Origin of the sequence: Dietzia cercidiphylli (assembly GCF_039531545.1) — a bacterium.
GTDB lineage: Bacteria > Actinomycetota > Actinomycetes > Mycobacteriales > Mycobacteriaceae > Dietzia > Dietzia natronolimnaea.
In genome coordinates, this window is record NZ_BAAAQG010000003.1 from 386,139 (window position 1) to 399,756 (window position 13,618).

Genomic DNA, 13,618 nt, shown 5'->3' on the forward strand with positions numbered 1-13,618 from the left:
CCATGCAGAATTCACCCACCCCAGCCCCGATCACCTCGGTCCTGGTCGCCAATCGCGGGGAGATCGCCCGCCGTGTCCACCGCACCGCCCGCGCCCTGGGCATGACCACGGTGGCGGTCTACTCGGACGCCGACTCGGGCGCCCCGCACACCCGCGAGGCCGACGCCGCGGTCCGTCTCCCCGGCAACACCCCCGGGGAGACCTACCTGCGAGGTGACCTGGTCATCGCCGCGGCCAGGGCCGCCGGAGCCGACGCGATCCACCCCGGGTACGGGTTCCTGTCCGAGAACGCCGGGTTCGCCCGCGAGGTGATCGACGCGGGGCTCACCTGGGTCGGCCCGCCGGTGGCCGCCATCGAGGCCATGGGCTCCAAGATCGAGGCCAAGAAGATGATGGGCGAGGCCGGAGTGCCCATGCTCGCCGACCTCGAGCCCGCCGACGTCACCGAGGACATGCTCCCGGTGCTGGTCAAGGCCTCCGCCGGTGGTGGCGGACGCGGTATGCGCGTGGTCCGCACCCTCGACTCGTTGCACGACGAGATCGCGGGCGCCCGGCGTGAGGCCAGGTCCGCCTTCGGCGACGACGCCGTGTTCTGTGAGCGGTACCTCGAGCGCGGCCGTCACATCGAGGTCCAGATCATGGCGGATTCGCACGGCACCGTCTGGGCGGTGGGCGAGCGCGAGTGCTCCATCCAACGCCGCCACCAGAAGGTGATCGAGGAGGCCCCGAGCCCGCTGGTCGAGCGGACCCCGGGGATGCGGGAGAAGTTGTACTCGGCGGCCCGCGACGCCGCGTCCGCGATCGGGTACACCGGCGCCGGCACGGTCGAGTTCCTGGCCACCGACGACGGCGAGTTCTTCTTCCTCGAGATGAACACCCGTCTCCAGGTCGAGCACCCGGTCACCGAGGCCACGACCGGACTGGACCTGGTGGCGCTCCAGCTGGACGTGGCGGCGGGCCTCCCCCTGCCGTCCACCACACCCCCGGCCGCCCACGGCTGGTCGTTCGAGGCCCGCCTCTACGCCGAGGACCCGGCGAGCGACTACACGCCGGGTTCCGGAACCCTGTGGGCGCTCGACGTCCCCGGCGTCTCCTCCCGATTCGAGGGCCCGCACCGCCCGGGCATCCGGGTGGACAGCGGTGTCGAACCCGGGGCGGACGGCGCGGTGATCGGCGTGCACTACGACCCGATGCTGGCCAAGGTCATCTCCTACGGCCGTACCCGTTCCGAGGCCTGCGCCTCGCTCGCCGGCGCGCTGACGCGGGCGAAGATCCACGGCCTGACGACCAACCGCGCCCAGCTGGTCCGGGTCCTGCGCCACCCGGAGTTCATCGCCGGCAACCTGTCGACCGCGTTCCTCGACGATCACGGTGCGCAGGCGCTCGCCGCCCCGCTCGCCGACGACGAGGCCGTGGCGATCTCCGCGCTGGCCGCCGCGATCGTGTCCGGGACCGCCGACCACGCCGCCGGGCCGGTGGCGCTGGCGCAGGCGGGCTTCCGCAACGTCGGCCGCACGCTCCAGAGGCGGACCTACCGGTTCGGGGAGGACGAGCTGGAGGTGGCGTACATCCGCGACCGCTCCGGCGCCCACGCGGACGGCGATCTCGCCGAGGTCGTCCGCGTCGGACAGGTCCGCCCCGACTCGGTGGACCTCGAGGTCAGGGGAGTGCGCCACACCTTCTCCGTGGCCCGGTACGAGGTGGTGGGCTCCGACACCGTCGTGGAGGTGGACTCGCCACTCGGACCGGTCCCGCTCATCGAACCGCCCCGGTACTCCGATCCCGGCGCGGAGGTCGCCGCGGGTTCGCTGCTCGCCCCCATGCCGGGTGCGGTCATCCGGGTGGCCGTCTCCGTCGGGGACACCGTCACCGCCGGCCAGCCGCTGCTGTGGATGGAGGCCATGAAGATGGAACACACCATCTCCGCCGCCGTGGACGGCATCGTCACCGAGCTGCCCGTCGAGGTCGGCACCCAGGTCGAGACCGGCACCATCCTCGCCGTCGTCGCGGAACCCGACAGCACCGACGCCGACAGCACCGATCCCGCCAGCACCGACACCACCACCCCCCAGGAGTGACCACGATGACCGACATCTCTCAGATCCCCAACCCCGTCGTCGACACCGAGGAGCAGAAGCAACTCCGCAAGGTCGCCTTCGACCTGGGCTCGCGATACGGCATGGAGTACATGCGCGAGAAGTCCGACGCCGGCGAGACCACCGACGAGCTGTGGACCGAGGCGGGCAGGCTCGGACTGCTGGGGGTGAACCTGCCCGAGGAGTACGGCGGCGGCGGGGCCGGCATGACCGAGCTCGCGATGGTCGAGGAGGAGCTCTCCGCCGCGGGCGCCGGGCTGCTCATGATGGTGGTCTCGCCCGCCATCAACGGCACGATCATCTCCCGCTTCGGGACCGAGGAGCAGAAGAAGCGCTGGCTGCCCGGCCTGGCCTCGGGCGAGATCATCACCTCGTTCGCCATCACCGAGCCGGACGCCGGGTCCAACTCCCACGCCATCACCACCACCGCACGCCGGGACGGCTCGGACTTCCTGCTCAGCGGGCAGAAGACCTACATCTCGGGAGTCGACCAGGCCGACGCGATCCTCGTGGTGGCCCGACTCGAGGGCGCCGCGAGCGGCAAGCTCCAGCCGGCCCTGTTCATGGTGCCGACCGACGCCCCGGGACTCGAGCGCACCCACATCCCCACCGAGGTGCGCACGCCCGAGCGGCAGTTCCAGCTGTACTTCGACGACGTGCGACTGCCCGCGGACGCGCTCATCGGCGACGGCGACACCGCGCTGCTCATGCTCTTCGCGGGCCTCAACCCCGAGCGCATCATGGCCTCCGGGATGGCGATCGGTTCCGCCCGCTACGCGATGGACAAGGCCACGAAGTACGCGAACGAGCGCACCGTGTGGAAGACCCCGATCGGCGCCCACCAGGGGATCGCCCACCCCCTCGCCCAGTGCAAGATCGAGCTGGAGCTGGCCCGGCTGATGATGCGCAAGGCCGCCGCGCTCGTCGACGCCGGCCTGGACGACCTCGCCGGCGAGGCCGCCAACATGGCCAAGTACGCCTCCGGAGAGGTCTCCGCCCGCACCGTCGACCAGGCCATCCAGACCCTCGGCGGCAACGGGCTGTCGGTGGAGTACGGACTCGCCGGCATGCTCGCCGCGTCGCGCCTGCCCCGCATCGCCCCGGTCAGCCGGGAGATGATCCTCAACTACGTGGCCCAGCACTCGCTCGGGCTGCCGAGGAGCTACTGAGGTGGCCGCGGCGGACGATCAGACCGTGGGTGTTCCGGTGCTGGTGCGCTACGAGGTCTCCGGGGGCGCCGCCCGCGTGACCCTCGACTCGCAGCACAACCGCAACGCCATCTCGACCGCCCTGGTCGAGCAGCTGCACACGGCGCTCGACCGGGCGGCCGCGGACGACGGTGCCCGCGTGGTGGTCCTCGGTCACGCCGGCGGGACCTTCTGCGCCGGTGCCGACCTCAGCGAGGCCTCCGCGGCCGGGGCCGACCAGAGCAGCCCGGAGGCGCAGGCCGCCGAGCGGACCCGGGTGTTCCTCGGGCTGCTCCGGGCGATCATCTCGCACCCCAAGCCCGTGATCGCCGCGGTGGACGGCCACGTCCGCGCCGGCGGTATGGGACTGGTGGCCGCCTGCGACCTCGCCCTCGCCGGGCCGACGTCGACGTTCGCGCTCACCGAGGTCCGCCTCGGTCTGGCGGCGGCCATGATCTCGGTGCCGCTGGCGGCGCGGATCAACTCACGGGACCTCGCACGCGCCCTGCTGACCGGTGAGAAGTTCGACGCGGCGCACGCGAGTCGGATCGGCCTGCTCTCGGAGGCGGTCGACGACGTCGACGCCGCCGTCGACGAGTTGGTCGCCGCGTTCCGGCCCTGTTCACCGCAGGGACTGGCGGAGAACAAGGCGCTGCTGGCGGCGCCGATGCTGGCCGATCTTGACGCCCGTGGAGAGGACCTGGCCGGGGTGACCGCCCGCCTGTTCACCACCGCCGAGGTCGCCGAGGGGATGACCGCATTTCTTGAGCGCCGACCGCCCTCCTGGGCGACGCCGGACGCGTAGCGTATGCGATGTCGTTGATGTGTGACCGTCACCACATCGCCCGCGTCCAACCCGAGAGGTAATGCCATGCGCACCAGAGCAGCCATCATCCGTGAACCCAAGCAGGACGCCTGGGAGATCGTCGACGTCGACATCGACGACCCCAAGGCGGGGGAGGTGCAGGTCAAACTCGCCGCCTCGGGACTGTGCCACTCGGACGAGCACCTGCTCACGGGGGACCTGCAGTTCGAGACCTATCCGATCATGGGTGGCCACGAGGGCGCGGGCGTGGTGACCAAGGTGGGAGAGGGTGTCACCGGGCTCGAGGAGGGGGATCACGTCGTTCTTGCGTTCATCCCCGCCTGCGGCACCTGCCCGCCCTGTTCCGAGGGGCTGCAGAACCTCTGTGACAACGGCGCCGGGCTGCTGAGCGGCCGGGCCATCAGCGACGACGGCTACCGGGTGCACACCGCCGACGGCGAGCCCGTGGCGACAATGTGCGTCCTGGGCACCTTCGCGCCGCACGTCACCGTCCACCAGTCCTCGGTCGTCAAGATCGAGAAGGACATCCCCCTGGACAAGGCCGCCCTGCTCGGATGCGGTGTCTGCACGGGGTGGGGCTCGGCCACCGAGATCGGCCAGGCCAAGGAGGGCGACGTCGTGGTGGTGGTCGGCGTGGGCGGGATCGGGATCAACTCCGTCCAGGGCGCCGCCGCGGCGGGGGCGCGCGTCATCGTGGCCGTGGACCCGGTGGAGTTCAAGCGGGAAAAGGCGATGGAGTTCGGGGCGACACACACGTGTGCCTCGATGGACGACGCCATGGCGCTGGTGGGGGAGCTCAGCTGGGGGCGCATGGCGGACCTGGTCCTGCTCACCATGGGAGTGGTGGACGGGAAGGACCTGCTGCCCGGGCTGATGCTCACCGGCAAGGGGCGCCGCTGCGTGGTCGTGGGGCTGGGGGACATGATGGCCGTCGACGCGCAGATCTCCATCCTCGACCTGGCCATGCAGCAGAAGACCCTGCAGGGGGCGATCTTCGGTGGCACCGGCCCGCGCAAGCAGATCCCGCACCTGCTGCACCAGTACCGGGCCGGGAACCTCAAGCTCGACGAGTTGGTCACCAGGACGTACCGGCTCGACGAGATCAACCAGGGGTACCAGGACATGCGCGACGGCAAGAACATCCGCGGTGTGATCATCTACGACGAGCAGGACTGGTAACAGGAGGAGCAATGACGGCACCCGAGCAGCGGGCCCCCAAGCAGGACCGTAGTCGCCTCACGCGGGAACGCCTCCTGGGTGCCTCGATCGACCTCCTCGCTACGCAGGGCTGGGCGGCGACCACCGTGGGCGCGGTGGCCGCCGCCGCCGGCGTCTCACGGGGCGCCGCGCAACACCACTTCCCGACCCGTGAGGACCTCATCACCGCCGCCCTCGGGCACATGATCGAACAGCGGCTCGAGGACGTCCGGAACGTGGGACTCGATCTGCCCGACCCGGGCCCGGAGCGGACGGTCGCCGTGGTCCGACTCATCGTCCAGCACTACACCTCCGACATCTTCAAGGCGGCGCTGCACGTCTGGACCGCGGCGGCCAGCGATCCGGCGTTGCGCGACCGCGTGCTGCCGCTCGAGAACCACATGTCCCGGGAGGTCCTGGTGATCGCCGCCGCCGCCCTCGGTCACGACCCCGGCGACGTGCGGGTGCGCAGGCCCCTGCAGGCCACCCTCGACCTGGCCCGCGGGCTCGGGCTCGCGGACGTGCTCTCCGACGACTCGGCCCGTCGTGAGAAGGTGATCCGATACTGGGCCGAGACCCTCGACCTGGTGCTCGCGCAGGTCCCGCAGGCGTCGGCCCGAGGCGTCGCCCCGGCCGCGTTTTGACCGATCCTCACGAGGGCGGTTAGGCTTGACCATCGTGCTCGCAGTACGCGAGCTGGAGGATCGTGCCCAGTAGGCCAGCGAGAGCGGCTGACGTGGTCGCCCGTGCGCCCGTCGGGGAGCGCGAGAGTCCGGATACGAGCAACGTCCCAGTGACCGGTGGTCGCCCCCGAGGAGGCCGCCAGCTAGAGAAAGTCGGTTCATGCCAACCATCAACCAGCTGGTCCGCAAGGGCCGCCAGGACAAGAAGTCCTCGACGGCGACGGCTGCCCTCAAGGGCTCGCCGCAGCGTCGTGGCGTGTGCACCCGTGTGTACACCACCACCCCCAAGAAGCCGAACTCCGCGCTGCGTAAGGTCGCCCGCGTGCGCCTCACCAGCGGTATCGAGGTCTCCGCCTACATCCCCGGTGAGGGCCACAACCTCCAGGAGCACTCCATGGTGCTCGTCCGTGGTGGTCGTGTGAAGGACCTCCCGGGTGTCCGTTACAAGATCATCCGCGGCTCCCTCGACACGCAGGGCGTGAAGGACCGCAAGCAGGCCCGCTCCCGCTACGGCGCCAAGAAGGAGAAGTAATGCCTCGCAAGGGTCCCGCCCCGAAGCGCCAGCTCATCAACGATCCGGTCTACGGCTCGCCGCTGGTCACGCAGCTCGTCAACAAGATCCTCCTCGACGGCAAGAAGACGACCGCCGAGCGCATCGTCTACTCCGCGCTGGAGATCTGCCGCGAGAAGACCGGTACCGATCCGGTCCTCACCCTCAAGAAGGCGCTCGACAACGTCAAGCCCGCCCTCGAGGTCCGCTCCCGCCGCGTCGGTGGCGCCACCTACCAGGTGCCCGTCGAGGTCCGCCCCGGGCGTTCCACGACCCTGGCGATGCGCTGGCTGGTGACCTTCTCCCGGCAGCGCCGCGAGAACAGCATGGTCGAGCGTCTCGCCAACGAGATCCTCGACGCCTCCAACGGTCTGGGTGCCGCGGTCAAGCGCCGCGAGGACACCCACAAGATGGCCGAGGCCAACCGGGCGTTCGCGCACTACCGCTGGTGATCCAGCCGGGCCCCGGAGCGGGGGGACGCCCACCGGGCGTCACCGCTCAGGGGCCCCCCGGCCGCCCCGAGGGTGGCATCATTGAACGAGGGTCGGCTCCCGCGCGAGTGAAGCGGGGCACGGCCCAGGACAACAGACCCGGTTCGGACGGTCCACACGACCGCCCGGGCCACCTAAGACTCACGATCGGGGACCATCCGTGGCACAGGACGTGCTGACCGACCTCAACAAGGTCCGCAACATCGGCATCATGGCGCACATCGACGCCGGTAAGACGACCGTCACCGAGCGCATCCTGTTCTACACGGGTGTCAACCGGAAGATCGGCGAGACGCACGACGGCGCCTCGACCACCGACTGGATGGAACAGGAGAAGGAGCGCGGCATCACCATCACGTCGGCCGCCGTCACCTGTTTCTGGGCCGACAACCAGATCAACATCATCGACACCCCGGGCCACGTCGACTTCACGGTCGAGGTCGAGCGCTCGCTGCGCGTCCTCGACGGCGCCGTCGCGGTCTTCGACGGCAAGGAGGGCGTGGAGCCCCAGTCGGAGCAGGTCTGGCGCCAGGCGGAGAAGTACGACGTCCCGCGCATCTGTTTCGTCAACAAGATGGACAAGATGGGCGCGGACTTCTACTACACCGTGCAGACCATCATCGACCGGCTCGGCGCGAAGCCGCTCGTCCTGCAGCTGCCCATCGGCGCGGAGGACGAGTTCGACGGGGTCATCGACCTCGTCGAGATGAAGGCCCTCGTCTGGCCCGGCGTCACGCCGATCGGCACCGAGGCCACGGTCCAGGAGATCCCCGAGGATCTCAAGGACAAGGCCGACGAGTACCGGGAGAAGCTCCTCGAGGCCGTCGCCGAGAGCGACGAGGCCCTCATGGAGAAGTACTTCGGCGGCGAGGAGCTGACGAAGGCCGAGATCCAGGCCGCGATCCGGAAGATGACGGTCAACGCCGAGATCTACCCGGTGCTGTGTGGTTCGGCGTACAAGAACAAGGGCGTCCAGCCCCTGCTCGACGCCGTCATCGCGTACCTGCCGAACCCGCTCGACGTCGGCTCGATCCACGGTCACGCCGTGGGCGACGAGGAGAAGGTCGTCAGCCGTCAGCCCTCCAAGGACGAGCCGTTCGCGGCGCTGGCGTTCAAGATCGCCGTGCACCCGTTCTTCGGTGAGCTCACCTTCGTCCGCGTCTACTCGGGTCGCATCGACCCGAGCACGCAGGTGCAGAACGCCACCAAGGGCAAGAAGGAGCGCGTCGGCAAGCTCTTCCAGATGCACGCCAACAAGGAGATGCCCGTCGAGGAGGCCGTCGCCGGCCACATCTACGCGTTCATCGGCCTCAAGGACACCACCACGGGTGACACCCTGTGTGACCTGCAGAACCAGGTCATCCTCGAGTCGATGACGTTCCCGGCCCCGGTCATCGACGTCTCGATCGAGCCCAAGACCAAGGCCGACCAGGAGAAGCTCGGCACGGCCATCCAGAAGCTGGCGCGCGAGGACCCGACGTTCTCCGTCAGGCTGGACGACGAGACCGGTCAGACGGTCATCGGCGGCATGGGCGAGCTCCACCTGGACGTGCTCGTCGACCGGATGAAGCGCGAGTTCAAGGTCGAGGCCAACGTCGGCAAGCCCCAGGTCGCCTACCGCGAGACCATCAAGGGCACGGTCGAGAAGTACGACTACACCCACAAGAAGCAGACCGGTGGTTCGGGCCAGTTCGCCAAGGTCCAGATCCGTCTCGAGCCGCTCCCGCAGGAGCAGGTCGAGGAGGGCGAGACCTACGAGTTCGCCGACAAGGTCACCGGTGGCCGGGTGCCCAAGGAGTACATCCCCTCCGTGGACCACGGCATCAAGGACGCCATGCAGTACGGCGTCCTGGCCGGGTATCCGATGGTCAACGTCAAGGCGACGCTGGTCGACGGCGCGTACCACGAGGTCGACTCCTCGGAGATGGCGTTCAAGGTCGCGGGCTCGATGGCCTTCAAGGAGGCCGCGCGCAAGTGTCAGCCGGTGATCCTCGAGCCGCTCATGGCCGTCGAGGTCATCACCCCCGAGGACTACATGGGCGACGTCATCGGCGACATCAACTCCCGCCGCGGCCAGATCCAGGCGATGGAGGAGCGCTCCGGCGCCCGCGTCGTCAAGGCCAACGTGCCGCTGTCCGAAATGTTCGGCTACGTCGGTGACCTCCGGTCGCGGACGCAGGGCCGGGCCAACTACTCGATGGTCTTCTCCCACTACGCCGAGGTTCCGGCGAGTGTGTCCAAGGAGATCATCGCCAAGGCGACCGGCGAGTAACCGGTACTGGTCCCGCCCGGCCGAGAGGTAGGGCGGGGCCGATGCCGGCGGCGCACGGTCGAACCTCCGGGTGGCCGCCGGTTCGTGCCCCCCACGGCACGATGAGTAAGATCAGATCCCACACAAAGCAGTGCCCACCTCGAGGTGGGGACAGACCAGTCCAGGAGGACACACAGTGGCGAAGGCGAAGTTCGAGCGGACCAAACCGCACGTTAACATCGGCACCATCGGTCACGTCGACCATGGCAAGACCACCACCACCGCGGCCATCACCAAGGTCCTGGCGGACACCTTCCCCGATCTCAACGACGCGTTCGCGTTCGACGAGATCGACAAGGCGCCGGAGGAGAAGGCTCGTGGTATCACGATCAACATCTCCCACGTCGAGTACCAGACGGAGAAGCGCCACTACGCGCACGTCGACGCCCCGGGTCACGCCGACTACATCAAGAACATGATCACGGGTGCCGCCCAGATGGACGGCGCGATCCTGGTCGTGGCCGCCACCGACGGCCCGATGCCGCAGACGCGTGAGCACGTGCTGCTCGCCCGTCAGGTCGGCGTCCCCTACATCCTCGTCGCCCTCAACAAGTGCGACATGGTCGACGACGAGGAGATCCTCGAGCTCGTCGAGATGGAGGTGCGTGAGCTCCTCGCCTCGCAGGAGTTCGACGAGGACGCCCCCGTCGTCCATATCTCGGCGCTCAAGGCGCTCGAGGGTGAAGAGAAGTGGGTCCAGGCGATCCGCGACCTCATGCAGGCCTGCGACGATTCCGTCCCGGACCCCGAGCGTGAGACGGAGAAGCCCTTCCTCATGCCCGTCGAGGACGTCTTCACGATCACCGGTCGTGGCACCGTCGTCACCGGTCGCATCGAGCGCGGCAAGATCAACGTGAACGAGGATGTCGAGCTCATCGGCATCAAGGAGAAGGCCACCAAGACCACCATCACGGGCATCGAGATGTTCCGTAAGCTCCTCGACTACGGCGAGGCCGGCGACAACGTCGGTCTGCTCGTCCGTGGCCTCAAGCGCGAGGAGGTCGAGCGCGGCCAGGTCGTCATCAAGCCGGGCGCGTACACCCCGCACACGAACTTCGAGGGCCAGGCGTACATCCTGTCCAAGGACGAGGGCGGCCGTCACACGCCGTTCTTCAACAACTACCGTCCGCAGTTCTACTTCCGCACCACGGACGTGACCGGCGTCGTGACCCTCCCCGAGGGCACCGAGATGGTCATGCCGGGCGACAACACCGAGATGAGCGTCGAGCTCATCCAGCCGGTCGCAATGGACGAGGGCCTGCGCTTCGCGATCCGTGAGGGTGGCCGCACCGTCGGCGCCGGTCAGGTCACCAAGATCATCAAGTGATCGACTGACCCGTCGGGTCGGACGAGTAGTCCGGACCATATGAGGGAGGGGCGCCCCACCGCGAGGTGGGGCGCCCCTCCCTCGTTCGTCGTGGCGTCCGGGGGAGGGACGGCTACCGCCGCCGGCCCATGACGCTCATGGCGACGGACAAACCGACCGCCGCCATCCCGGCCAGAGCGGTCACGGCCACCGCGGCGACCTGCTCGGCGGTCGCGGCGTGTTCCGGGCGGCGGGGCCCGCCGACCCCGTGTCTGCGGTCGACCTCCTCGAGCGCGCGGAGCATCTCGTCCGGGTCACCGCCCTTGTCCGGGTGGTGGCGCAGGACGGCTTGGCGACGATCCCGCTTGTAGGCGGCGGGGTCGCGTGGTTCGCGTCGGCTGTTCACGTGGGGCTCTCCTGGGTGACGAGGCGCATGGGCGCTGATGGCTCGACGCTACCGAAGTCGCGGCACGCCGGTCGCGGCATCCCCGACCCGTCGGCCCCGGCGATTTTGATCCCGTGGGGTACGTGCGGCATACTGGTCGAGTTGCCCGGACAAGGCGGCGAACTCGTGTGGCCCCCGGGCCCCGCGATCGCCGGGTTGGTCGGGCGAGCACGACCGGGGCGGGTGAGCGATCACCCGCCGGAAAAGTGGGAGGGCGACACGCCCGACCGCGTGGACGCGTCGTGACACATCAACAGCGGCAGCGGATCGGTTCCGCCGTCACCCTCGCCCCGCGGGAGTGCGGCACTCCGTCCTCTGGAGGGCTCGTGGTCGTGTCACGTTCGTGAGCGCGCGACGGCGGTCCTCCACGACGAAGCACCGATGCATGTGACCGGGTGGTAGACGGTCAGACGGTGTCACGTATGACAAGCGAACACAGAAGTGTCCCCCGCGCAGCGAGGGCGCTCACGACAGCCGCCTTCACGGGCGGGGGGAGAATGAGGACGAAGTGGCGGGACAAAAGATCCGCATCAGGCTGAAGGCCTATGACCACGAGGCCATCGACGCCTCGGCGCGCAAGATCGTCGAGACGGTCACCCGTACGGGAGCTCGTGTCGTCGGCCCGGTGCCGTTGCCGACCGAGAAGAACGTGTACTGCGTCATCCGCTCGCCGCACAAGTACAAGGACTCGCGCGAGCACTTCGAGATGCGCACCCACAAGCGGTTGATCGACATCCTCGACCCCACGCCCAAGACCGTGGACGCGCTCATGCGCATCGACCTGCCTGCCAGCGTCGACGTCAACATCCAGTGACCTCCGACCGAGCAGCGGTCAGCAAGCAACGTGCAGCGGAGACAGTGAACAGATGAGTACTACCGAGATCAAGGGAATCCTGGGCGCGAAGCTCGGCATGACCCAGGTCTTCGACGAGAACAACCGGGTCGTCCCGGTTACCGTCATCAAGGCCGGGCCGTGTGTAGTCACCGGGATCCGTACAGAGCAGACCGACGGCTACAACGCCGTCCAGATCGCGTTCGGCGCGATCGACCCCCGTAAGGTCACCAAGCCCGTCACGGGCCAGTTCTCCAAGGCGGGTGTGACCCCGCGTCGCCACCTCGCGGAGATCCGGCTGGACAACGCGGAGCAGGCCGCAGCCTTCGAGCTGGGCCAGGAGCTCGGCGCGGATGTGTTCTCCGACGGCGCTTTCGTCGACGTCACCGGCACCTCCAAGGGCAAGGGTTTCGCCGGCACCATGAAGCGTCACGGCTTCCACGGACAGGGCGCCTCACACGGCACCCAGGCCGTGCACCGCCGGCCCGGTTCCATCGGTGGCGCATCCACCCCGGGCCGCGTGTTCCGGGGCAAGAAGATGGCCGGCCGCATGGGCAACGAGCGCGTGACCACCATGAACCTCAAGGTCCACAAGGTCGATGCCGAAGCCGGCGTCCTCCTGATCAAGGGCGCCATCCCGGGCCGCAACGGCGGCCTCGTGATGGTCCGATCCGCAGTGAAGGGCGGTGCGCGCGCATGACCACGACGGAGAACACCGTGAATCTCAAGCTTGACGTCCGTACCCCGGCCGGTTCGGCCGACGGGTCGGTCGAGCTGCCCGCCGCGATCTTCGGCGTCGAGCCCAACCTGGCGCTGATGCACCAGGTCGTCGTGGCTCAGCTCGCCGCGGCGCGGCAGGGCACGCACTCGACCAAGACCCGCGGCGAGGTCCGTGGCGGTGGCCGCAAGCCGTTCCGCCAGAAGGGCACCGGCCGCGCCCGCCAGGGCTCTACCCGCGCCCCCGCCTACACCGGCGGTGGCACGGTCCACGGTCCGAAGCCGCGCGACTACTCGCAGCGCACCCCCAAGAAGATGAAGGCCGCCGCCCTCCGCGGTGCCCTGTCCGACCGGGCCGCCAGCGATCGTATCCACGTGGTCACCGAGCTCGTCGAGGGTCAGACCCCGTCGACGGCGGGCGTGCGGGACTTCCTCGGAAGCCTGTCCGGTCGCAATAAGTTCCTGCTCGTCGTCGGCCGCGAGGACGTCGCCGCGTGGCGCTCGGTGGGCAACCTGGACCACGTCCATCCCATCGCTCCGGATCAGCTGAACACCTACGACGTGCTGCGTGCAGACGACGTCGTGTTCACGGTGGAGGCACTGGACGCGTTCGTCTCGCAGGCCAGCAAGCGTGCCCCGGGCACGGAGAACACCGCCGCGAAGGAGGCCGACAAGTGAGCACCGTCGCCGATCCCCGGGACGTGATCCTCGCCCCCGTCGTCTCCGAGAAGGCCTATGGCCTGCTCGAGCAGGGCGTGTACACGTTCCTGGTCGCCCCGGACGCCAACAAGACGCAGATCAAGATCGCCCTCCAGGAGATCTTCGGCGTCACGGTGGAGTCCGTCAACACCGCCAACCGTCAGGGCAAGCGTAAGCGCACCCGCACCGGGTTCGGACAGCGCAAGAGCACCAAGCGCGCCATCGTGACCCTTGCGGCCGACAGCAAGCCCATCGAGATCCCGGGTCTGACCGCCTGA

The 13,618-nt window shown here is 69.0% G+C and carries 14 protein-coding genes; 13 read left to right on the plus strand and 1 reads right to left on the minus strand.

Features of this window, described 5'->3' with window-relative positions:
* Positions 1-2 precede the first annotated feature (2 nt).
* The 9 genes from ABD250_RS03530 (at position 3) to tuf (ending at position 10,668) form a co-directional block, all read left to right on the plus strand.
* Positions 3-2,078 (plus strand): acetyl/propionyl/methylcrotonyl-CoA carboxylase subunit alpha, encoded by a 2,076-nt coding sequence (locus ABD250_RS03530; RefSeq protein WP_182658600.1) that lies wholly within the window; start codon positions 3-5, stop codon positions 2,076-2,078.
* A gap of 5 nt (positions 2,079-2,083) precedes the next feature.
* Entirely contained in the window at positions 2,084-3,265 is a 1,182-nt protein-coding gene (locus tag ABD250_RS03535; RefSeq protein WP_179525932.1) for an acyl-CoA dehydrogenase family protein, read from the plus strand.
* Between the two features lie 25 nt (positions 3,266-3,290).
* Positions 3,291-4,088: an enoyl-CoA hydratase family protein gene (locus tag ABD250_RS03540; protein WP_344390657.1), complete on the plus strand. Its 798-nt coding sequence runs from the start codon at positions 3,291-3,293 to the stop codon at positions 4,086-4,088.
* A 66-nt stretch (positions 4,089-4,154) separates the two neighbouring features.
* Positions 4,155-5,288: an NDMA-dependent alcohol dehydrogenase gene (locus ABD250_RS03545; RefSeq protein WP_179525931.1), complete on the plus strand. Its 1,134-nt coding sequence runs from the start codon at positions 4,155-4,157 to the stop codon at positions 5,286-5,288.
* Positions 5,289-5,299: 11 nt separating this feature from the next.
* Positions 5,300-5,950: a TetR family transcriptional regulator gene (locus ABD250_RS03550; RefSeq protein ID WP_179525930.1), complete on the plus strand. Its 651-nt coding sequence runs from the start codon at positions 5,300-5,302 to the stop codon at positions 5,948-5,950.
* A gap of 199 nt (positions 5,951-6,149) precedes the next feature.
* Positions 6,150-6,521: a 30S ribosomal protein S12 gene (gene rpsL / locus ABD250_RS03555; protein WP_017838186.1), complete on the plus strand. Its 372-nt coding sequence runs from the start codon at positions 6,150-6,152 to the stop codon at positions 6,519-6,521.
* Positions 6,521-6,991, plus strand: a complete 471-nt coding sequence (gene rpsG / locus ABD250_RS03560; protein ID WP_179525929.1) for a 30S ribosomal protein S7 — start codon at positions 6,521-6,523, stop codon at positions 6,989-6,991. The genes rpsL and rpsG overlap by 1 nt, the downstream gene beginning before the upstream one ends.
* A 199-nt stretch (positions 6,992-7,190) precedes the next feature.
* Complete coding sequence (gene fusA / locus ABD250_RS03565; RefSeq protein ID WP_182617728.1) at positions 7,191-9,302, plus strand: elongation factor G; 2,112 nt, start codon at positions 7,191-7,193, stop codon at positions 9,300-9,302.
* Between the two features lie 175 nt (positions 9,303-9,477).
* Positions 9,478-10,668, plus strand: a complete 1,191-nt coding sequence (tuf, locus tag ABD250_RS03570) for an elongation factor Tu (RefSeq protein ID WP_182617730.1) — start codon at positions 9,478-9,480, stop codon at positions 10,666-10,668.
* Between the two features lie 112 nt (positions 10,669-10,780).
* Here the strand turns inward: tuf and ABD250_RS03575 are convergent, their stop codons facing one another.
* On the minus strand, positions 10,781-11,053 hold the full coding sequence (locus tag ABD250_RS03575; RefSeq protein WP_179525926.1) for a hypothetical protein: 273 nt from the start codon (positions 11,051-11,053) through the stop codon (positions 10,781-10,783).
* A gap of 547 nt (positions 11,054-11,600) precedes the next feature.
* Between ABD250_RS03575 and rpsJ the strand changes: the two genes are divergently transcribed.
* The 4 genes from rpsJ to rplW are packed head-to-tail and all read left to right on the plus strand — an operon-like array spanning position 11,601 to position 13,618.
* Positions 11,601-11,906 carry a 30S ribosomal protein S10 gene (gene rpsJ / locus ABD250_RS03580; RefSeq protein WP_003938093.1) on the plus strand — a complete coding sequence of 102 codons (306 nt, stop codon included), beginning with the start codon at positions 11,601-11,603 and terminating at the stop codon, positions 11,904-11,906.
* A 52-nt stretch (positions 11,907-11,958) separates the two neighbouring features.
* A complete protein-coding gene (gene rplC, locus ABD250_RS03585; protein ID WP_179525925.1) occupies positions 11,959-12,624 on the plus strand; it encodes a 50S ribosomal protein L3 in 666 nt (221 codons plus the stop codon).
* Complete coding sequence (gene rplD / locus ABD250_RS03590) at positions 12,621-13,319, plus strand: 50S ribosomal protein L4 (RefSeq protein WP_182659151.1); 699 nt, start codon at positions 12,621-12,623, stop codon at positions 13,317-13,319. The genes rplC and rplD overlap by 4 nt, the downstream gene beginning before the upstream one ends.
* Positions 13,316-13,618 carry a 50S ribosomal protein L23 gene (gene rplW, locus ABD250_RS03595; RefSeq protein ID WP_179525923.1) on the plus strand — a complete coding sequence of 101 codons (303 nt, stop codon included), beginning with the start codon at positions 13,316-13,318 and terminating at the stop codon, positions 13,616-13,618. Before rplD ends, rplW begins: the two co-directional genes overlap by 4 nt.

What these genes read in the sequence shown, in the direction of transcription:
- ABD250_RS03530 (WP_182658600.1), top strand. Translation starts at nt 3, where the DNA reads ATGCAGAATTCACCCACCCCAGCCCCGATCACCTCGGTCCTGGTCGCC.
- ABD250_RS03535 (WP_179525932.1), top strand. Translation starts at nt 2,084, where the DNA reads ATGACCGACATCTCTCAGATCCCCAACCCCGTCGTCGACACCGAGGAG.
- ABD250_RS03545 (WP_179525931.1), top strand. Translation starts at nt 4,155, where the DNA reads ATGCGCACCAGAGCAGCCATCATCCGTGAACCCAAGCAGGACGCCTGG.
- ABD250_RS03550 (WP_179525930.1), top strand. Translation starts at nt 5,300, where the DNA reads ATGACGGCACCCGAGCAGCGGGCCCCCAAGCAGGACCGTAGTCGCCTC.
- rpsL (WP_017838186.1), top strand. Translation starts at nt 6,150, where the DNA reads ATGCCAACCATCAACCAGCTGGTCCGCAAGGGCCGCCAGGACAAGAAG.
- rpsG (WP_179525929.1), top strand. Translation starts at nt 6,521, where the DNA reads ATGCCTCGCAAGGGTCCCGCCCCGAAGCGCCAGCTCATCAACGATCCG.
- rplC (WP_179525925.1), top strand. Translation starts at nt 11,959, where the DNA reads ATGAGTACTACCGAGATCAAGGGAATCCTGGGCGCGAAGCTCGGCATG.
- rplD (WP_182659151.1), top strand. Translation starts at nt 12,621, where the DNA reads ATGACCACGACGGAGAACACCGTGAATCTCAAGCTTGACGTCCGTACC.